The sequence below is a fragment of the Paenibacillus sp. genome (assembly GCF_035645195.1).
Taxonomy (GTDB): Bacteria; Bacillota; Bacilli; order Paenibacillales; family YIM-B00363; genus Paenibacillus_AE.
On record NZ_DASQNA010000007.1, the window covers coordinates 43378 to 64996 of the forward strand.

General features: G+C 62.8%; 13 protein-coding genes. 1 reads left to right on the top strand and 12 read right to left on the bottom strand.

Features of this window, described 5'->3' with window-relative positions:
- Positions 1 to 23 precede the first annotated feature (23 nt).
- The 9 genes from VE009_RS01345 to VE009_RS01385 form a co-directional block, all read right to left on the bottom strand.
- The gene (locus tag VE009_RS01345; protein ID WP_325005587.1) at positions 24 to 7070 is read right to left on the bottom strand and encodes a lamin tail domain-containing protein; all 7047 of its coding nucleotides are present in this window, start codon (positions 7068 to 7070) and stop codon (positions 24 to 26) included.
- 22 nt (positions 7071 to 7092) lie between these two features.
- On the bottom strand, positions 7093 to 8265 hold the full coding sequence (locus VE009_RS01350; protein WP_325005588.1) for a HupE/UreJ family protein: 1173 nt from the start codon (positions 8263 to 8265) through the stop codon (positions 7093 to 7095).
- Positions 8266 to 8412: 147 nt separating this feature from the next.
- Positions 8413 to 10029, bottom strand: a complete 1617-nt coding sequence (locus tag VE009_RS01355; protein ID WP_325005589.1) for a response regulator — start codon at positions 10027 to 10029, stop codon at positions 8413 to 8415.
- A 12-nt stretch (positions 10030 to 10041) separates the two neighbouring features.
- Positions 10042 to 11838 carry a sensor histidine kinase gene (locus VE009_RS01360; RefSeq protein WP_325005590.1) on the bottom strand — a complete coding sequence of 599 codons (1797 nt, stop codon included), beginning with the start codon at positions 11836 to 11838 and terminating at the stop codon, positions 10042 to 10044.
- Between the two features lie 18 nt (positions 11839 to 11856).
- Complete coding sequence (locus VE009_RS01365) at positions 11857 to 13170, bottom strand: ABC transporter substrate-binding protein (protein ID WP_325005591.1); 1314 nt, start codon at positions 13168 to 13170, stop codon at positions 11857 to 11859.
- Between the two features lie 34 nt (positions 13171 to 13204).
- Positions 13205 to 14875: a family 43 glycosylhydrolase gene (locus tag VE009_RS01370; RefSeq protein WP_325005592.1), complete on the bottom strand. Its 1671-nt coding sequence runs from the start codon at positions 14873 to 14875 to the stop codon at positions 13205 to 13207.
- Between the two features lie 130 nt (positions 14876 to 15005).
- Positions 15006 to 15830 carry a carbohydrate ABC transporter permease gene (locus VE009_RS01375; RefSeq protein WP_325005593.1) on the bottom strand — a complete coding sequence of 275 codons (825 nt, stop codon included), beginning with the start codon at positions 15828 to 15830 and terminating at the stop codon, positions 15006 to 15008.
- Positions 15827 to 16729: a sugar ABC transporter permease gene (locus VE009_RS01380; RefSeq protein ID WP_325005594.1), complete on the bottom strand. Its 903-nt coding sequence runs from the start codon at positions 16727 to 16729 to the stop codon at positions 15827 to 15829. Before VE009_RS01380 ends, VE009_RS01375 begins: the two co-directional genes overlap by 4 nt.
- Before the next feature lie 88 nt (positions 16730 to 16817).
- Positions 16818 to 18134: an ABC transporter substrate-binding protein gene (locus VE009_RS01385; protein WP_325005595.1), complete on the bottom strand. Its 1317-nt coding sequence runs from the start codon at positions 18132 to 18134 to the stop codon at positions 16818 to 16820.
- A gap of 238 nt (positions 18135 to 18372) precedes the next feature.
- Between VE009_RS01385 and VE009_RS01390 the strand changes: the two genes are divergently transcribed.
- Positions 18373 to 18864 (top strand): hypothetical protein, encoded by a 492-nt coding sequence (locus VE009_RS01390; protein WP_325005596.1) that lies wholly within the window; start codon positions 18373 to 18375, stop codon positions 18862 to 18864.
- Positions 18865 to 18890: 26 nt separating this feature from the next.
- On the opposite strand, the gene VE009_RS01395 is transcribed toward VE009_RS01390, so the two are convergent.
- The 3 genes from VE009_RS01395 to VE009_RS01405 all read right to left on the bottom strand — a co-directional run bounded on the left by VE009_RS01395 (position 18891) and on the right by VE009_RS01405 (position 21543).
- Entirely contained in the window at positions 18891 to 20435 is a 1545-nt protein-coding gene (locus VE009_RS01395; protein WP_325005597.1) for a sensor domain-containing diguanylate cyclase, read from the bottom strand.
- Positions 20436 to 20497: 62 nt separating this feature from the next.
- The gene (sda, locus tag VE009_RS01400; protein ID WP_325005598.1) at positions 20498 to 20674 is read right to left on the bottom strand and encodes a sporulation histidine kinase inhibitor Sda; all 177 of its coding nucleotides are present in this window, start codon (positions 20672 to 20674) and stop codon (positions 20498 to 20500) included.
- Between the two features lie 158 nt (positions 20675 to 20832).
- Positions 20833 to 21543, bottom strand: a complete 711-nt coding sequence (locus tag VE009_RS01405; RefSeq protein WP_325005599.1) for a response regulator transcription factor — start codon at positions 21541 to 21543, stop codon at positions 20833 to 20835.
- Between the last annotated feature and the right edge of the window lie 76 nt (positions 21544 to 21619).

Sequence of the window (21619 nt, forward strand, 5' to 3'; positions counted from 1 at the left end):
GGATGGGGACGCCCTTCTTTGCGTTATCGGGACAAAGCGTACGTCAGCAAACGATGCACCATGACGGCGGCCTGCGCTCTCGTCGCGGCCTCCGCCGGCGCGAACCGCCCGTCGGCGAAGCCGGCGACGATGCCGGCGGCTTCCAGCGCCGCCGCCGCATCGGCCGCGTACGGCGCGATCTCGGCGCTGTCCGCGAACGGCGCGGCGCCCTGCGGCGCCCGAAGCTCGACGCCGGCCGCGGCCGCCGCGCGTTGCGTCAGCGCCGCGATCTCCTGCCGCGTGACCGCGTCGTCGGCGCCGAAGCTGCCGTCCGGACGGCCGTTCGCGATGCCGAGCGCGTTCGCCGCGGCGACGTAGCGGTAATGCCAATCCGTCGGCGCGACGTCCGCGAACGGTGCGGCACCCGCCGGCGCCTCGCTCGCGAGCTCCAGCGCGTCCATGAGCAGCTTCAGGAACTCCGCTCGCGTAATCGAGCGCTGCGGCTCGAAGACGTTCGGCCGGACGCCGTGCGCGATGTCCTTCGCGGCGAGCGATTCGATGCCGTCTCTCGCCCATTCGACGCCTTCGAGGTCGGCGAACGCGACGTCCGCCGGCAGCGCCGTATATTTGCTGAAGTGGCGCGGCGCGAAGCGGATCGTTCCCGTCTGCGGGTCGTAGCCCGACATGCGTACCGGCTCGAGTTCGCCGTTGTCGTTAACGAAATACGCCACGATCCGTCCCGGCTGCTCGCCCGGACGAAGCGGATAATTCATTTCGACGAAGATACCGCTGTTCGCTCCGAATTCGCTCACGGCTTCCCCGTCGACGCGAATTTCGAAGTCGTACACCGGCCGGTCGCCGATGCGCTCCGCCGCTTCCGCCGGCAGCTCCTCCGGCGGTACGCTCGCGACGGCGAGCTCTAGATCGGCGGCCCCGCCGCCGAGCAGCCGCTCGAGCTGCTCCCGGGTCGCGGTGACGGTCGCGAAGCCGGCGTCTATGGTGACGCGCGCCGCGTTCGTCTCGCTGAGCGCCTGAACCAGCTGCGCGGCCGGCAGCGCCACTTCGACCGTGTTCGCCTCCTCGGTCCGCTCGACGCGGAACACGATGCGCCCCTGCTGCGCCTGCTGGGCCGCTTGCGCTACGGCGTCCGCGTCGACGACCGCTTTCGCTACGCCCTGCTCGACCTGCGGCTGCACCGTTACGGCGCCGCCGTTACTAGGCCGCGGCTGTCCCGGATTGGCCGGAGCGGACGGCGTGCCCGGCTCGGTCGGCGTCGGGTTCGACGGCGTCGGATTGGAAGGTTCGGCGGGCGGCGGAACGATGTTCAGCCGCACCGTCAGCGTCGAAGACGCGCCTCGCCCGTCCGCCGCGGCGAAGACGGCTTCATAGTTGCCCGACGCCAGCGGCGTCCAGGCGAACGTCCGCGTCACCGGGTCGAACGTCGCTCCGTCCGGCAGCTTCGCAGCCGAATACGCGATAATCCCGCCTTCCGGATCCGTCGCCTTCACTTGGAACGAGACGGCCGTGCCGACATACACGCGCACGTCCTTCGCTGCGTCCCATACCGGCGCCAGGTCGGCGACCGCTTCGATGACGACCTTCAGCTCCGTCTTCGCGCCTCGATCGTCCGCCGCCGCGAACACGGCCTCGAACGTGCCCGCCGTCTCAGGCGTCCAAGCGAACGTCCGCGTCGTCGGATCGAACGTCGCTCCTTCCGGCAGCTTCGCCGCCGAATACGCGACCTCCCCGCCTTCCGGATCTGTCGCTTTCACCTGGAAAGAGAGCGTATCGCCGAGCACGACCTTCTGGGGCGGGATCGCCTCCCACACCGGGCTAAGATTCACCGCTTCGGCTGCTTTCGTCACCGTAAACTTCCAAATATCCGACAGCGTGCGTGCGCCGTACACATCTTCGGCGACGGCGTACCATTCGTACGTCGATCCGAGGACGAGATCGCTCCAATCGAACGACACGTTCGACCCGCTCGCCGCCCCGGTCTTCTCCCCGAGCTTCTGTTTTGCATACACATTGACCTCGATGTAGTCGGTCGCCACGCGCTTTAAGCGCGGCGTCAAGTCGAGATCGAGCGAGAACTCGTCTTTGCCCGGGTGCTGCTCCGGATCGTAAAAGTTATAATCGTCCAAATACGGCGAATACGTTTTGATATGCAGCTTGTTGTTGTCGATATCGAATTGCATCAACCGGATATACCCTTGGCCGCCCTCCGGGCCGCCCTGATAATCCGCCAGCATTTGGTACACGTTGCGGTCCGGCGTGCCGTCGCCGTTATCGTCGATCTCGTCGACGAGCAGCTCGGCGTCGTGGTAATGGCCGGACAGCACCGCGACGACGTTCGGGTTCGGCACGACGACCTGCTCGTGAATTTTGTCCGCGATCGGCGCCCGGTTGCCCGAGACGAGCAAGTATTCATGGAAATTGAGCACCGCCATCCGGTCCGGGTACTGCTTCAGCACCTGGTCCATCCAAGCGATTTCTTCGTCGCCGATGCCCCATCCCATGTACAAGAAGATGTAGTCGTTGCCGTGCGACGACACGAGATCGTAATGGCCGCGGTTGTTGTCGTACGAGCCTCCGTACGTATCCTGCGACGCAAACCGGTCCTCGCCGAAATACTTCCAATATTCGTCGTAGGCTGCTTCTTTGCCGTACACGTCGTGATTGCCGGCCAGCACGCCGTACGGAATGCCCGCTTCTTCCAACACCTTCATGTTTTCCGACGCGACGGCCCATTGCTCCGGCTTGTCGGCTTCGTCGACCAAGTCTCCCGTATGGGTGACGTACTTGATCTTCATTTCATCCTTCTTCTCGGCGATCCAATCGACGATGTCGCTGTAAATATGCGGATAGCTTTCCGAATAATACTGCGTGTCCGACATCCAGACGAACGAGTAATCGTACTCGTCCGGCGTCGGCGGCACCTCGTCCTGCACCATGAGGCGCACGGTGCGCCCGTCCGCATAGTCCCCCGCGCGAATTTCCGCTGCAAGTTCGAAATCTTCGCTGCCCGCGACGCGGGAGTCGAGCGCGTTCCACTGCTGCGCCGCCGGATCCCAGGCGTATAGCGTCACTTTGCGGCCTTCGATCGAGTGCCCTGTCCACGAGACGTGAACCGGATCGTCCGCCGCGACGGATGGGTCCAGCGTGACCTCGAACCGTTGGTACGGGAATCGGTCAACCGCGTCATTGACCAAATAGTCGCCGTCCTTCGCGGCGATCTTCGCGTAGTCCGCGTCGGCGAAGGACTGCTCGCCTTCCGGCGCGGCTTCTCTCGGCGGCTCGCGGTCGACCGCGTTCAAGAACCCGACGAACGCGTCGCGCACGCCGGCGAAATACTTGAATCCTCTCCAGAACGAGACGTTCATCGGATCCTGCGTCGGATCCAGCACCTTCACGGTCAGAGACGTCGTCGTCGCAGCCTCGCCGCCGTGCGCCGGACCGACGAGCTCCGGCTTCGCCGGCAGCTCGTCCGGCACGTAAAAGACGACTTCCGTCTCCGCTGCGTTGCCGACCTTATCCGTCGCTTTCAAGCGCAGCACGTGGTCGCCTCCAGCGAGCGCGGCCGACGATGTCGCGTACGGCAGCTCGATCGCTCGGCCGTCCAGCGTCGCCGTCACGGCGCCGACGCCCGCCAGCGCGTCGGTCACGTCCGCCGCGATCGTGAACGGCCCGCGCATCGTCGCGCCGCTCGCGATCGACGGCTCGATCGCTGGCGGCGTGTTATCGACGATGACCGATGCGGACGCTTCTCCATACTGCGGATGTGCGACCGTGACGACATGCGCGCCGTCCGCCGCCTGCTTCGTGTTCCAAGCGTACGCCTTGGATGCGAGCTTGTCCGCCGGGATGGCGAACTGGAACTCGACGACCGGGTGCTTATTCGCGCTGTCGCCCATCTTGATCGCCGTTTCCTTAGAAGCGAATTCCGAGCGCGGATCGTAAATTTCGGTGCCGTCCGCGAGCACGAGCCGCACGTTGCGCACGTCGAAATCGTCTTTGTTCTCTTCCGGCCGGTCGTCGAAAGGCGACGCCTTCGAGCCGGCGCGGATTGCGATGGCATTGACGCCGCTCTGGAGACGATCCGCGTCGATCGGCACCGTAATCGTCGTCCAGCTGTTGATCGTATCGTCGAAAATGCGCAAAATGTCGGTGCCCATCACGACGCCGTTTTTGAAGTAGAAATTGACGCCCGTCGCTTCGAACGCGAAATAGGCATCGTTCTCGAGCGCTTTATAGGCGCCTGCGTCGATCGGCTGTTCGTCGATCGACAGCGTCAGTTCGTCGGCCGGCGCATGCTCGGCGGTGCCGCGCACGATGCGGGTGCCCGCCAGCACGTCGCCGTTCTTCACGTTGAGCCGCAGGTCGGACGTGTCGCGGCCGCCTGTAACATTGACGCGGAACGTCTCCGTCGTCGCCCGATGAACGCCGTCGGAATATTCATAGTAGTAATCTACGTACTTTCGCCCGATCAGCTCCGGCGAGTAGATCATGTAATGGTAGAACGTATCGTCGAAGTTTTCTTTCAAATACCGTTTCGTGAACTCGTCCTGCGCGTCGGTTTTATAATAGAGCGCAACCGTTTTGACCTGGTGGTCGTCGCGGACGGCCGCGATCAAATCGAGATTCGCCGATTGATGCACTTCGCTGACGCCCGTTTCGTTCTTGAACGTCGGCGGCGTCGTATCGTTCGGCAGCGACGCCGGCACCGGAGGAACTTGCTCTTCTTCGACGCTGCCCGGCGTAGCCGCGAGCACGCCCGCGCTCGTCTTGATCATCGTCGTGCCGCCGTCGAGCGGGTATTTGTAGAAAATACCCTTGTCGGCGACCGTCTCCGCATCCGTGTCGTAATAGGCGGCCGACAGCTCGAAGCCGGTGTTCGTCGCGACGAGGACGCCGCGTTTGCCGCCGTTCGCCATTCCGCCGCTGTAGATCCGGACGATGTCCTCGCCCTCGACCAGGGAAACGCCGTAGTTCGCGTTGAAATCGGCGACGGTGCTGGCGTCGTTCGCCCCGTTGATGACCCAGAACACGAGCGTGTCCTTCGGCGGAATGATCAAATCTTCCCGGTCCGTCGGCCAGACGACGTCGGCTTCCGGTCCGGAATCGGTATATCGATAGACGATTTTGTAATGCTCCAGATTGATCGGTTCGTTCGTGTTGTTGTACACCTCGATGAACTCGTATCCGTCCGCGCTGCCGACGTTCGTCGAATCGGGCACGAGCTCGGTGACGAGCAGCGGCGAAACTCTCGCGTAATCGAAGTCCGGCGCCTTGACGTTAATCGTGTACGCCTCCGTCCGGACCGTCGATTTCGCATCCGCGGCTTCAATGTAATATTGAGCGGACGATTCCGCGAGCGCCGAAGTCGGAATCGACGCCGCGTAGCGGTCGCCTTCCCCTTTCGCCATCGGTACGGAGCTGTACGAAGACTCGGACGCCTTTTTGAAATACAGCTTGGCCGTCACCTCGTCGTTGCCCGCGGCCTGCTCCTTGTTCGTAATGTCCGCCTCGATCGCGACCGGCTCATCCGTTTTGCCTTCGGTAACCGGCGTATGCGCAATTTTCGGCGGGTGGTTGACGACGGGCGCCGCCCCGGACGTCGTTTGCGGCACCTGCTCGCTCGTTACGGCGCCGGGCGTCGCGGCGTCGATGCCCGCGGATGTCATGACCATTTGGTTGCTGCCGTCGATCGGGTACCGATAGAAGATCCCCTTGTTGGCTTGCGTTTGGTCGTCGTTGTCATAATACGCCTCCGACACTTCCGTGCCGTCGACCGTCGCGACGACGATTTTCCGTTTGCCCGAGTTGGCCATGCCGCCCCCGCCATCGATGCGAACGAGGTTGACATTCTCCTGCAGGCTCACGCCGTAATTGGCGTTGAACTGCTCGATCGGCATCGTTTTATTGACGCCGTTGAGCACCCACAGCACCATCGACTGCTTCGATGGCAGCGGCAGCTCGGCGAGCGGCGACTCCCATGTCCAATCCGTTTCCGACACGCTGTTCGTAAATCGATAGATGATTTTGTAATCTCGTAGATCGATTGTTTCATCCGTGTTGTTATAGATTTCGATAAACTCGTACGCATCCGCGGAGCTCACGTTCGACGAATCCGGCACGAGCTCGGTGATCAGCACCTCCGGCACCTGGCCGAAGTCGAAGTCGTCGGTTTGGATCGCCACGTTGTAGGTCGCCGTCCGTTCGACGGTATCCCCGTGCGCCGCTTCGATATAGTACTGATGCTGCGCTTCCGTCAGCTCGCCGCTCGGAATGTGCGCCGCGTAGGACGAGCCTCCTTGCGCGTTCATCGGAATCCATGCGAATTCGCTCGCCGAGGCCGGTTTATGATACACGGCCGCCGTTACGGAGTAGACCGCGTCCGTTACAGCGATGTCCGCCTCGATCGCGAGACCGTCCGCGGCTTTGCCCTCGTTTACCGGCGTATGTTGGATATTCGGTTTCCCGCTTACGGCCGGCAGCTGGTCCGGCTCCACGACGCCCGGCGTCGGCGCCGCTTGCGTCCGAAGCTTGGAGGCTGCGGTGCCGCTCTCCGGCAGCTTGAAGTGGATGCCTTTCCCTTCCCCCGCATCGGTTCCCGTATACGAGGACGTGGAAACGACTTCCCCTTGGTTGTTTTTGATAATGACGCCCCGGTCGCCCGAGTTCGAAAATCCGTCAAACCCGCCGATTTCGATGACTTGTTCGGCCGTCACCGAAGAGCCGTGCTCGGCGTTAAAGTCTTGGAGCGTCAAACCCGCTTTGTTATACCAAAAGACCATCGCCTGCTTAGGCGCCAGCGTTTTGGGAACGAACGTGAACGTTTTGTCCGAAGTCGGGTTGCTTGGATAATGATAAATGAATTCGTAGTCGCCCAATTCGATCGGTTGATCCGTGTTGTTGTACACCTCGAAAAATTCGTGGTCCTCCGCTCCGACGATATTCGGATGAATTTCCGAAACGAACAGCTCGGGGCCGCCCGCCGCTTCGACCTTGCCGACGCCGGCCGGCAGCGCTGCGCCCGCCAGCATGGCGGCTGCCAAAACCGAAGCGATCCATCTTTTCGTTGCCCTCATGAAGCCCATGGTACCACCCCTGTTAGGATAAATTTTCGATAACTCGTTCGACGAACCAATACAGTCCGAAAGCGCCGACGGCGACGGAGGCGTACCGGGGCCATTGCGCCGCTCCTTTCGCATAGCGGCGCGCCGCCCACAGCAGCGGCAGCGCGAGGGCGACGACGGCGAGCTGCCCGAGTTCGACGCCGAGGTTGAACGCGAACAGCGGCAGCGCGACGCTGCCGGACAGCGCCCCGTGCAGCACCTCGGCGAAGCCGAAGCCGTGCGCGAGGCCGAACAGCGCCGTCAGCTGCAGCCGGCTGCGCGTCGGCGCGTCGCGGAACCAGTTTTCCGCGGCGACGTAGACGATGCTCAGCGCGATGAGCGGTTCCACGATGAGCGGGGACAGCGACGCCAATTCCAATGCCGACAAAACGAGCGTGACGCTGTGCCCGACGGTGAACGCCGTGACCGCGGCGAGCACCTGCTTCCAAGTGCGCACGTGCAGCAGCAGCGCGAGCACGAACAGCAGATGATCGAGCCCGCCCCAAATGTGCTCTACCCCCATACGGACGTATGTCGTCAAGACGTCCGTCCACGGGCCGGAAGCCGCCGCGGCGGCAGGAGCCCCTTCGCCGCCGGCGATTTGCAAAATCGTATTGCTCGCGCTCAGCACTTGGTCGATCGTGTGCTCGCCGACGCGAATCGAAGCGAAATTGCGATGGTCCGGAATGTCGCGGAACAGCAGCCCGTATTGCAGCATGTACCGTTCCACCGGCTGCTCGAAGCCGTAGCGCAAGTCGACGCGCACCATTCGCGCGCCCGAGCGTTCGTCGAACGCGACGCCGGTCGTTTCGCCTGCGGCGAGCTTCCCGTCTCCGGAAATGACGACTCCGCTGTTGACGAACGCGCCGATGCCGGTCTTCCCGAGCCGCAGCTCGTCGTCGGACAAGCTTCCGTTCCCGTCCGCGTCCAGCGTCGGCAAGCTCTCCAGCGCATCGTGCTCCGGCAAGTACAAGACGTACCGCAGCTCGCGTTCTCCGACGTCGATGTCGGAATAAGCCGTCGAAGTGAAATGCGCCTTCGCCAGGCCGCTCGGCCACAAGCCGATCAGCGCGGCGAATGCGAGCGACAGCAGCCCGAGCCGCGTCCCGGCCCGTCTGGCCGTGCCGGCGATCCATGATGTGTCGATGGCCCTTCCACCTTCTCTCAAATTTTCACTATCTATTAATGTATTAAAAGATTGTAAGAGGAGGATTATTGTTAGATGAAGAAGTTGTAAAGATATATAGACGCACAAAAAAAAAGAAGCCGACAACAGCTTCTTCGGCTTCTTTCCCTGACATCGACCGAGAACGGCTCATCCCCCGCCGCGAACGCGTTCGCGGTATTCGGAAGGCGACAAGCCGGTCTCGCTCTTAAACACTCTATTAAAATGCCGCACGTTCCGGAATCCGGTCCGCTCGGCCACCTCGGCCACCATCTCGCTCGTCGTCGCAAGGCGCTTCTTCGCCGCCTCGATGCGAATGTCCGTCAGCTTGTCGACGAACGTCACGCCGGTCCGCTGCTTGAACAGCGTACTGAAATAAGCCGGGTTCAAAAACAAAATGTCCGACATCGTCTTGAGCGTGATCGGCCGTTCGTAATGCGTCTCCATGTACCGGATCGCCTTCGCGATCGGGTCCTGCGTCCGCTCGGGGCTGCCCGCGGCGACGCAGGCGGCCAGCCGCCCGAACAGAGCGCGGCACAGCTCCGCCAACTCGTCGCTCGCGGACGTCGAGCAGACGTCGAACAGCAGCTCGCGGATGTCCTTCTCGCCGAGCCACGCCTTCGTCACGCCCCACTCGACGGCCAGCTCGTAATACTGAATGAGCAGCTTGCAAATGTGGCGGTGCACCGTCTGCGGCGTCGGCGCCTCCCGGCACAGCTCGGCGACGGCTTCGCTCGCGCGCTGCTCGGCCTCGCCCGAGCGGCCGGCCGAAATCGCGCGCTCGAGCGCTTCCCACGACCACTCGCGCGTCTCCGCCGCTTCGGGCCGGCCGTCCATCGTCTGCTCGTAAGCGAGCACCTTGTCGCCGCCGACGAGCAGACGATGGAGCAGGGCGATCTCCGCCTCGCGGTACGACTTCGGCAGCGATTCCGGCCCTGGCGACAGCCGGGAGACGCCGATCGTCACCGTCAGATTGGACAGCGACTTGATCTGCAGCCGGATCGACTCCGCCAGGTCGAGCAGCCGGCGCATCGATTCGTCGCCTCCCTCCGCGTTCAAAATCGCGACGACCTCCGAATCCGACAAGACGAAGCTGAAGCCGGACGACCGCCGGTCGAGCACCTCCTGCACGAATTGCTGAATATACAATTGGAACAGCGAAGGATCCGCCTTGCGATACCGCTCCGTCCCGACCGACTGCTTGTCGAGCTTGATGACCATGCAGGCGAAGCGCGGTGCAGCCAGCCGGACGCCGACCTCTTCGAGGCGCGCGATGTCGTCCGCGCCGACGACGCCGCGCATGAGCGCCGCCGCCAATCGCTCGCTCGCGCGCGTTCTCGCCTTCCGCTGATCCTCCTTCGTCTCCGGCGGAGGCACGTGCCGGGCGGCGTTTTTCCGCACCTCTTCCTTCAGCCGCTCCAGCAGCTTTCCCAGCTCTTCCCGCTCGATCGGCTTCATGACGTAATCTTTGGCGCCATGGCGCATCGATTCTTTCACGTACGTGAAATCCTCGTACCCGCTCACCACGACGCTGATCAGCTCCGGGAATCGCTCCCGGGCGATTTTCTGCAGCTGGATGCCGTCCATGCGCGGCATCCGGATGTCCGTCAGCATGACGTCGGGACGGAGCTGCTGCAGCAAATCGAGTGCCTCATACCCGTCCCGCGCGTCGCCGACGACGTTCCACTCCGGATCGAGCGAGGCGATCATCGACCGCAGCCCGCGCCGGAAGATCGACTCGTCGTCCACGATAACGATGTTCGGCATCGTCTCCCCCCTTTAGGAATCCGCTCCCTCCGGCCGGCGGATCGCCGGCAGCGTCATGACGACCTTCAATCCTTGATACGGCATGCTGTCTAGGGCGATGCCGTACGGCTCCCCGAACCTCAGGCGCAGGCGGCGGTGGACGTTCAGCAGCCCGTTGCCCGACGTCCCCCCGACGTCCTTCGCCGACGCCAGCCGCTCCCGAAGCTCCTCGAGCTGCGCGAGCGACAGGCCGATGCCGTCGTCTTCGATCGCAAGCCGCAGCACGCCGTCCGTTTCGCCGCCGGAGATCCGGATGCGGCCGACGCCGGCGCCCTTGTCCAGCCCGTGGTTCAAGGCGTTCTCGACGATCGGCTGGAGCAGCAGCGGCATCATGCGGCAGTCGAGCGCCGACGCGTCGATGTCGCAGGCATAGTCGACCCGGTCGTCGTACCGGAGCTTCTGAATCGCCATATAACCGCCTACATGCTCGAGCTCGTCGCGCAGCGTCACCATGTCCCGGCGGCTGCTCAAGCTGTACCGAAGGAGCCGGCTCAAATTGTTCGCCATCAGCACGATTTCCCGATTGCCCTCGAGCTCCGCGTACATGCTGATCGAGCCGAGCGTGTTATACAGGAAATGCGGGTTAATTTTGCTTTGGAGCGCCGCGATTTGCGCATCCTTCTCCCGCAGTTCCGTCTCGTACAATAAATAGCCGAGCTCGCTCAGCTTCCCGACCATCGTGTTGAACGCGTGGCCGAGCCGCCCGACCTCGTCGCCGCTCGACACCGCGAACTTCACCTGCAGCTCGCCCTGTTCGACCTTGCGCATGAGCCGGCTCAGCTTCCGCAGCGGCTTCGTCACGCCGAACGCGAAGGCGGCGGACAGCGTGATCGCAAGGCCGATGCAGACGAAGCCGATCGGCAAGATCGAGTTGCGCACGACGACGCTGTCCTTCAGCAGCTCGCGGATCGGCACCGCGCCGACCGTCGTCCAGCCCGTGACCGAAGAGGTATAATGCGCGACCAGCAAGCTCTCGCCGCCGTTCGGCGGGTCGAGGTGGCGGACGCCCTCGCCCGTCAGCGGGCCGATCGCGGCCCGCTCGCCCGCGCCGGGCGCCGAGCCGATGACGAGCCGTCCGTCCTTGTCCTGCACGTACAGCGATTCGCGCTCGCCCAGCTTCACCTGCGACAAAATGCCGCGCACCGACTCCGGATCGATGTCGATCACGATGTAGCCGAGCGTGCGCCCGGTATCGAAGCTGCGCAGCTCCCGCGCGATCGAAAACACGCGGTACACGGTGCCGCTCGTCGACGTCACCTCGTGCGTCGTAATGAACGTCGGCTGCCCGAATTGGCCGCGGGCCCGCTTCAGCCAATCGGCGTTCTCGTCAAGCTTGTACGTCGTAATATATTGGCTTTCCGGCAGCACGACGTACGAGGCGCCCCGTTCGCCGTACAGCGACACGCCCATAATATCGACGCGGCCGTTGATGAACACCTTGGAGACGAAGCTGTTCAGCTGGTCGATCTCCTCCAGCGTCAGCGGCTGCCCGACTTGTCGTTCGGAGCCGAGGAATTCAAGAATTTCCTCGTACTGGTACGGCATCAGGGACAGCCGGTTCAACTCGTTCATATACGTGTCGATATTGAGCGTAACCTGCTTCAACGCCTGCAGCTGGTACGTGCCGACATTGCGCTCCATCGCCCGCTCGAAGCTCGCGAAGGCGAACAGCGTCATCGCGCTCAGCGGAGCGACGATCAGGGCGCAGTTCACGATGATCAGCTTCTTCGCGAGGTCGAGGTCGAGAAACCGCTGCAGCCATCTCCGCATCGTGGCCATCCGCAATCCCTACTTTCGAAGTTCGGCGTCGATCGTCTCATTCGCGTTGCGCAGCGCCTCCGCGGGCGTCTGCCGCCCGTAAATCATGCGCTCGAACTGCTGGATCAACACCTCGATGATCGACCACTGCTTGACGTGACGCGGCCAATACGCGACGTAATCGGCCGTCTCCGCGAACTCGACCCGATGCTTGAGCGCCTGGAACGCGTCGCTGCGGGCGGCCTTCGCGAGGCTCGGCACGTGGCCGGCTTTCGCCCACAGCTCTCCGTGCTCGACCATCCACCGGGCGAACGTCAGCACCGCGTCGCGCTTCCCGTCCGTCATGCCGTGCTTCGTCGGAATCGCCAGCGTGTGCGAGTCGCCCCACACGGCCGGGCGGTCGTACAGGACGGGCACCGGAACGACGCCGAAGTCGAGCCCGGGCGCGTTCTCGAACGCGCCCGTCCCCCACATGCCCGTGATGAGCACGGCCGCCTTCCCTTCGTAGAACAGCTTGAAGGCGTCGTTGATGTCGGGCGGGATCAGCTTTTTCGCGTACAGGCCGTTCACGTACTCGAGCGCTTCGAGCGCCTTCGGATTGTCCAGCGCCGCCGCCGTCGAGTCTTCATTATAGAAAGCGCCGCCGCCCTCCATCTGGTTGTACAGGCTCCACCACAGCCACACCGAATCGATCCGCGTGCTCGGCTGCGCCATCGGCGCCACGTCGGCCGGCACATGATCCCGGATGCGGGAGAGGAACGCTTCGAAGCCGGCCGTCCCGGGTTCCAGCAGCGGCTTGCCGGACGCGTCGAGGACGCCGGCCGCGGCGAGATGCGATTTGTTGTAATACATTACGAGCGCGTGAGTGTCGAGCGGCACGGAGTACAGCTTCCCGTCGTACATGACGGCTTCCCGAATATTCGGATTGAAGCCGTCGAGCGCGAGGCCGACCCGCTTCGCCGGCTCCGTGACGTCCTCGATATAGCCGTTCTGCACGAACTGCGGCAGGCTCGTTTGGTGAATGATGGCGACATCGGGCGCGTTGCCGGCCAAGATCGCCGTCCGCAGCCGCTGATAGTAATCGTCCAGCCGAGAGTTCGTCTGCCGCACTTCGATCTCCGGATGCTCCGCGTTGAACCGGTCGACCATCTCGGTCATGAACCGGTTGTCGCCGCCGCTGAAGGGCGTCCAATATTCCAAGACGTGAACGGGACCTTTCGCGGCGGGCGGAACCGGCGGTTCGGCTTCGTCCGCGGCGGCGCAGCCCGTCAGCGCCGCGGCGCAGCCGAACAGAAGCAATATGAGTCGATATCGAATGGATGATCCGTACCGGTCCGAGCCCACCGCGAAGTCCCCCTGTCTGCAGCGTTCTTCAACGCTAATCTTTCGCCGTAATGTCCAAATAATCGATCTTCAGCGCGCCGGTCGCCCCCCGCAGCTCGATCTCGTTCGCGCCTGCGGCCAGCTTCAGCTGCAAAGCGAGCGGCTCGAACCGGGAACGCTCCCCGGGCGGGACGGTCAGCGTCGCCGCCTTCCCGCCGTTCGCGCGCACCGCCGCGGACGCCTCGGCGCCGGTCGCGTTCGATACCGCGATCGTAACCGTGTACGTCCCGCTTGCCGGCACCCGCACGTTCAGGAAACGCACGGCCGCCTCTTCCCCGGCGGGCAGCTCCGCCGCCCCGCGCCCAGAGGCGAACGGATTCGTCTCAGCGACCGCGCCGCCCTCGGTCAGCGCCGCCTCCGCCTCGAAGCGCGGCAGCTCGACGGCGAGCACGCGGCAGCCTGCGCCGCAGCCCCCGATGCCGATCGTGTTACCGCCCTCCGCCAGCGGCACCGGCGCGTTCGCGAACGCATACCCGGTTGCGCCCGGCTTCGTCGGCGGCAGCGCGACTTCGCCCGCTGCCGTCCCGTTCGCGGTTACCGCCGCGGCGGCAGCCTTCCCGCTCTCGTTGACGTAGTGCGCGAGCAGCGGCGCCGCCGTCTCGACGCTCGCTGTCACGCTGTCGAACAGCAGCGCCCCGCCATCCTCGCGCGCGTGCTCGGCGCGGAACACGCCGGAGCTCGAAGGCGCCTCGATCGGCGTGTCGAGCGCCAAGGCCGGTTCGAACGAAGGCAGCCCGTCCTCCGACCACAGCACCCTCTGCGCCCGGGCTTTCCGGTTGTTCCAGCCGTCGTGTTTGCCGCTCGTCGCATGGTAGACGATCCAATCCTCCGTCCCGTCCGGCGACGTCGTGAACGAGTTGTGGCCCGGGCCGTATACGCCCGTCTCCTCGTTCATCGTCAGCAGCGGCTGCGGCGCCTTCATCCAATTGTCGGGCTGCAGCGGATCGAGGCCGGATTCCAGCGTCAGCATGCCGATGCTGTAGAACGGCGTCCAGCTGCCCGCGCCGGAGTAAAACAAGAACGTGCGCCCGTCCTTTTGCAAGATCGCCTGGCCTTCGTTAATGTACGGCGGTCCGCCGGCGCGTTCCCAATCCAGATCGGGCTTCGAGATCATGACGCGCGGCCCCGAGATCGTGAGCGGATCGCTCATCGGGGCGATATACGTGTTCTGAGCGATGTTCACGTCGCCCTCCCAGCCCGACCAGACGATATACAGCTTGTCGTCCAGCTCCAGGACGAGGCCGTCGATCGCCCATTTGTTCGTCTCGTCCGCGATTTGTCCGCGGAACGTCCACGAGCCCATCGGATCCGCCGTATCGGCTTCCAGCGCGTACATACGGTGGTTTTCGTTCCGACCGTCGTCGGCCGCGAAATAGATGTACCATTTCCCGCGAATGAATTGAAGCTCCGGCGCCCAAATATTGGCGGAATACATCGTGTCGACCGGCGGGTACCAGACGACCTTCCGCTCCGCCTCCCGGAAATCGAGCGTCCGGGATTTCATGAGCATGACGTCCGTCCCGTTATGCGTGAACGTCATGTAGTAATATCCGTTGTTGTAAACGACGCTGGGATCGGGGGTATCAATGTCCGCGATCGTGTTTTTGAACGTGCCGCCATGGCCCGCGTAGGGCTTTGCCGCCGTCCGCTCTTCCGTTCGCTGCATGAACGTCATCCCCCCTCCTATGATACATATTGCCGCGAAAACGATAAAAAAAGCAAGCGCTTTCTTGCTACGAAAACGAAGCATCCCGCTCCGTCCCTCCCCCCTTGATCGACGGACGCCTGGGCCGCCTTCACTTAATGCCCGACTGCGTGATCGCTCTTACGAACGAGCGCTGCCCGAACAGGAACACGAGCAGCACCGGCAGCGCGGCGATCGTCGTCATCGCCATCAGCTTCCCGTACGCCTGCGTGTAGCTGCCTTGCGCCATCATCGCGATGCCCGCCGTAATGGTGCGCATGTCCGGCGACGTCGTCGCGTACAGCGGCCATACGAAATCATTGTAAATGCCCATGAACGTGAAAATGCCGAGCGTCACCATGATCGGGACGGACGACGGGAGCAGCACTTTCGCGTACACCTCCCACTTGTTCGCGCCGTCGATGCGCGCGGCCTCCTCGATTTCCTTCGGGAACGCGGCGAAAAACTGATACAGCAAAAACACGCCGAACGCGTAGGCGGTGTACGGCAGGACGAGCGCGCCGTACGTATTGATCAACCCGAGCGCGTTGAATTCCAAATACATCGGCAGGAACGTCAAGACGCCGGGGATCATAAGCGACGCGATGAACGTCGACAACAGCGTGCGGCGGAACGGCACGTCTTCGAGCCTCGCCAGCGCGTACGCCGCCATCGAGTCGATCCACAGCACGAGCGCGGTGCCGGCGATGCCGACGGACAGCGAGTTCGCGATCCACCGCGTGATCGGCACGTTCATGAGCTTACCCGTGAGACCGGCGACGAAGTTGTCGACGGTCGGCTTTTTCGGAATGAAATTCATTTGGCCGGCGAGCGCCTCGAAGTCGTTCTTGAACGCCGTGGACAGCATCCAAACGAGCGGCAGCAGAAAGACGATCGCCGCCGCGATCGCCAGCAGCATCAGCAGCGCCTTTCTCATCGCGCATCCCCCTTCTTTCCGTACGTGAACCGGTACTGCACCACGGACACGGCGATCATGAGCAGCGCCATCAGCACGGCCATCGCCGACGCGGAGCCGACTTCCTTGCGGATGAACGCCTGATCGAGAATGTTGATGAGCAGCACCTTCGTGCTGTCGCCCGGGCCGCCGCGCGTCAGCAGGAACGGCTGGGCGTAAATGTTGAACGATGCGATCGTCGACGTGATCATGACGAACAGCATGACGGGCCGGATGGACGGCAGCGTAATGTCGACGAATTGGCGCCAGGCGCCCGCGCCGTCGATCGACGCCGCTTCGTACAAATCTTCCGGCACTTCGTTGAGCGCGTTAATGAAAATGACCATATTAAAGCCGATCGTCCACCACAGCGTCGCCAGCACGAGCGCGATCCACGCCCACGGCCGCCCCGTCAGCCAAGGCACCGGGTTCAAGTCGACGCGTCCGAGCAAGCTGTTGATGAAGCCGGCGTTCGTGTCGAACATCATGAGCCAAATGACGGCCATGACCGACGCGGAGAGCGCGTACGGCACGAAATAGACCGTCCGGAAAAAGCCCCTCGCGCGCCTCGGCAGCGCGTTCACGAGCAGCGCGAGGGCGAGGCCGACCGCGATGAGCAGCGGCACCGAATAGACGACGAATTGAATCGTCGCCCATAATCCGTTAAAGAACAAGCTGTTCAAATACGTCCCGGGGGTGAAAATGCCGATATAATGCCGCAGCCCGACGAACGGATGCTCCGCGGACAGCAGCTCGAATTGATGAAGACTGATGTAAATGCCGTACAGGATCGGAAACAATAAAAACGCGGCGAAGCAAAGCAAATACGGCAGTACGAACAACGACGACGTGAATCGGGATCGCCAAGCGGCTTTGTACATCTCGAACGCCTCCTTTTCGTTATGCTTGATGAGGAAAAAGACGGGAGCCGTCGCCGATTCCCGTCTTTGCGCTTTCCTCGAACCCCGCTTATTTGTTCATCGCTTGGCGCGATTTCGCCGCCGCGTCGTCCAGCGCCTGCTGCGGATCCTTCTCGCCGAGCAGCGCGCTGCTCAGCTCGCCCCAGATCGGCTCGGCGATCGTCGGCCAATTGAGCACGTTCGGCGCGAACTGCACGTACGAGAAGCTGTCCGCGATCGCGCTGTTCGGCAGCGCTTTGAACTCCGCGCTTTCGAGCATCGGCTTCGACGCGAGCGCCTGCCCGGACTTCGCCCAATCGATCGAGTTTGAGGCGACGTATTTGAGGAAATCGCCGACCGCGTCGAGCGTCGCTTGATCGGTGAGCGTCGCCGGGATGACGAAGTTATGGGAGCCCGCGAATACCGCCTGCTTCGCTTTGCCGAGCTGCGGCATCGGCGCGATGCCGTAGTTGATGCCCGCTTCGTCGAACTGCCCCTTCATCCACGGGCCGTTAAACTGAATCGCGTTCTTGCCCTGCAGGAAGAGCGTGTTCTCGCCGTCCTGCTGCACGTTGCCCGGCGAAATGCCGCGTTCGACGAGGCTCCGCATCCACTTCACCATCTCGACCGCTTCCGGCGAATTGTACGCGACATCCGAGCCGTTCCACAGGTCGCCGCCGTTCTGCCAGACGAGCGTCGGGAAGATGAACTGCTGCGGCCACAGCGTCGGCAGCACATAGCCGTATACGCCGGCGCCCGGGTCGGTCAGCTTCTGAATCGCGTCCTCGAATTCCGCCATGTTCGACGGCGGCGCCGCGATGCCGGCCTTCTCGAACAAATCCTTGTTGTAATACATAACGAGCGGATGGATGTCGAGCGGAATGCCGTACCATTTGCCGTCGATCGTCGAATATTCGACCGGCGCTTCCACGTAATCCTCTTTCTTGATGCCCGCCGCTTGCGCGAGCGATTCCATCGGAGCCAGCTGCCCTTTGCTTACGTACGTCGGAATTTGATCCACGTGCATGATCATCAGGTCGGGGCGCTCGCCTGTCGTGCTCAGCGCCACGTCGAGCTGCTTGTAGTATTCGCCGCTGGGCTGAATGACGAAATTGACCTTCACGGCATCCTGCGAAGCGTTGTATTTATCGACCATGTCCTGCATGAACGCGCCGTCCGCGCCCGAGAACGGGGTCCAGAACAAAATTTCTTTCGTGCTCGCCGCGCCTCCGCCTCCGCCGGAGTTCGACGCGCCGGTGCCGGCGTTCCCGCCGCCGTCCCCGCTGCCGGAACCGCCCCCGGATCCGCCTCCGGAGCAAGCCGCGCCGATGATTGCTACGGACGTCACAAGCGACACGAGGCTCAGCCAACGTCTTTTCGTTTTCATTTTTCAATACCCCCATTATCGATGATGAAGGGATCGTTCCCTTTGAGTCTCATCTTACCGAGGTCGAAACCGTAGATGAATGTCGCTTTTTTGGGAGGACCGGACATATTTTTAGGTGGGGGCAGCGCTTACAAAAAGGGCAACGGACTCGCCCTCGCGCGCCGCGGGCAACCCATCGTTGGGTATGATATAATCGTACGCATCACAATGCATACCTTAGAGGAACCGGAGGCATCTCATGCTTACCTTCGAACAAAAACTGGCCGTATTCGCGTCGTTCCCCGAACTGACGCGCAAAGACGTATCGCTCGGCCGCGTCAATTTCCAATATGACCGAAGCGCCTACGACAAAAAGAATGTCGGCTACCATCTGCATCCGAACGGCAACGGCTTCGTCTACGCCGGCCGAGTGCCGGGAGCGGCGACCGACGACAAAGGCTTCGTCAACATTCGCGACTACGGCGAAGCCGAGCTGCGCGAGCTGATCGCCGCTTCGATCCGTTCGCTGTCGCCGGAGGACGAGACCGAAACCGAGCCGGAAGCGGAGGCATCGGCGGAAGCGCCGGAAGCGCCGGGACAGACGTGGAAGGACGACCAAGGCCGGACGCTGCGGCTCGCGCTCGAGGACGACCATTGGTTCGTGTACGCGGACGACCTGGTCGATTCGGCCTTCGAGACGATCGAAGAAGCCGAACAATATTTGCGCGAGGAAGGCTTCTTCCCCGCATGACGAACGAAGGACCGTCCCGTGCAGCTTCACGGGCGGTCCTTCTTTGCGATAATCGTGCGGTTGCGTCCCTGCGCCTTCGCTTCGTACAGCGCCGCGTCGGCGGCGACGAGCAGGCTTTCCTCGTCCGCGCCTCGCTCGGGGTAGTCCGCCACGCCGATCGAGACGGTGACGCTGGCGCCCGTCGGGCTCGGCGTCCGCTCCAGCGTCCCGCGGATGCGCTCCGCCGACGGGAACGCCGCCGCCGCGTCGGCGCCGGCGAGCAGCACGACGAACTCCTCGCCGCCGAGCCGGTAGCACGTCCCCCCGGACGGCAGCGCGCCGCGCACGACCCCGGACAGGAAGCGCAGCACCTCGTCCCCCACGCCGTGTCCGAACGTGTCGTTGATCGATTTGAACCGGTCGATGTCCAATATGAGCACGGCGAACGCTCCGCCGCCGGCGGTAAAGCCCGCGATCGCCTCCCGCAGCGAACGGCGGTTGCCGAGCCCGGTCAGCGGGTCGGTCATCGCCTCGGTCGTCAGCCGCTCCGCGTCCTCTTGCACCGAGCGCAAGGCGAGCAGCATCGTCTTGCCGAGCGTGTCCGCTTCGCGGTTCCAATGGCCGCGCAGCAGCGATTCCGGCACCGTACCGCCCGACGTCAGCTTGCGGGCGACGACCGACAGCGCGACGAACGGCTCCGCCATGCGCCGCGCGAGATACACCGCGACGGCGAGCAGCGCCAGACAGCTCGGCACGAGGAACATCAGCCGGTCCAGCGTATGCCGCCGCAGCTCCGCCTCGACGGCTTCGACCGGCGTCTGCACCGCGATGCTCCATCCGTTCGACTCGACCGTCGCGTAACCTGCCAGCGCCGAATCGCCGGAGTCCCCCTTCGTTGCGAGGTGCCCGTTCCCCTCGCGGGACAACGCCTCCGCGACTTCGACCTCGGCCATCCTCTCGCCGATGAGCGACGGATCCGGGTGATAGACGTAAAACCCGTCTTTGTCGACGATATATGCGTACGTGCCCGATGCCTCCTCCGTACGTCCGCCGAAGGCGTCGGACAACACATTGTCCTCCTGCAAGTACACGGTTCCCGCCAGAAATCCTCGATAGTCCCCGCCTTGCCCGTATACCGGCTCCGTAATCAAGACGATCATCCGTCCCGTCAGCGCTATGTACGGCTGAGACATGTACGGAGCTTTCAAGCGCAGCGCCTCGACGGCGGCCTTCGACGTCAACCGCTTCCCGTCGATGCCGAGATGGTCCGGCGACGAGCCGACCACGACGCCGGCGTCGTCCGCGAGCACCAGCGAATTGAACATGCGGCCCCCGTTGCGAAGCAAATCGAGATACACCCGAAGTTCGTGTTCGCCGCCGAGATCCGTCATCGCGTCGGCTCCGTACTGCAGCGTCGAACGCATCGACGTGAACATCGCGTCCATCGTCACGGCCATTTTCTGCGCGTTCTCTTGATTCAGCTCCAAGGTCGTGTCATACAGAAGCTCCCGCTCCGAGCGGTAGCCGACCGCCAGTTGGATGACGGTCGTCGTCAGCACGCTCAAAAAAACAAGCCCGCTGAATAAGATCATTAAGCTGATCTTACCAGTGGGCTTACGAAACCTTCTACCAATCATAGATCATGTCGGCCCCTCTATATCGCTCGTTCTGCGTCGCGTTCGGCGGGCAAACCTTCCAGCATCGAAGCGTTCAACGCTTTGCGGCGAAACAATTCCTGTTCCAACAGTTCGATAAATTCCCGATCCAGGGCGTATTTCAATGAATCTCGGTACACTTGAATCAATGTTTCGATCGGCAGCTTCCGAATCATAGATTCCCCTCCCCGGTACGTCTTTACTGCTATCATACCGAAGCCGGGACCGCCGCTCCACGAAAATTGACGCGCGTCAAATGGAAGCTGCCGACAACTCGCCGCGGCGCAGCGGTCGTGAAGGTTCCTATCGAAGATGCGCCCTCGAGCGGAAAGGCCTACTTTTTGGCAATGACTAATTTGTAGCCGACGCCGCGAATCGAATCGATGCGGACGCTCTGCTGGTTCATCTCCAGCTTCTTCCGCAGCGACGAAACATGCACGTCCACCGTCCGTTGCCCCCCGACGTAGTCGAAGCCCCACACGACGTTCATCAAATCGTCGCGCGTCACGACCATGCCCGGACGCTGCACGAGGTACAGCAGCACCTCGAATTCCTTCGGCCTGAGGCCGATCGACTCCCCCGCCAGCACGACTTCGTACTTCTCGGGATAAATCTTTAAATCGCCGACGGCAATGATCTTCTCCTGCCCTTCGTCGGGATCCGGGTCCGCCTCGTCGGGACGGGATCGGCGGAGCACGGCGCTGACGCGCGCGAGCAGCTCCGCCACGCCGAACGGCTTCGTCATATAGTCGTCTGCGCCCAGCTTGAGCCCCTGCACGATGTCGCTCTCCGCGTTGCGCGCCGTCAGAATGATGATCGGCGTCCGATCCCCCTGCTGACGCAGCTTGGTGAGCACCTCGAACCCGCTCATGCCGGGCAGCATGATATCCAATACGATCAGGTCGTATTTGCGGCCGGAAGCCGCAAGCAATCCGTCTCCCCCGGTTTCGGCGGTATCGACCGTGTATCCTTCTTGAGTTAAATTGTAGGAAAGCAATCGGGATAGCGTCGGCTCGTCCTCGATAACCAAAATATGATGCGGCATAGCAACCCCCGATAACCGTAATGGGTTCATACGCAGTTATAAGTTCATAGTAACATATTTGCAAAAAAAAGGAACG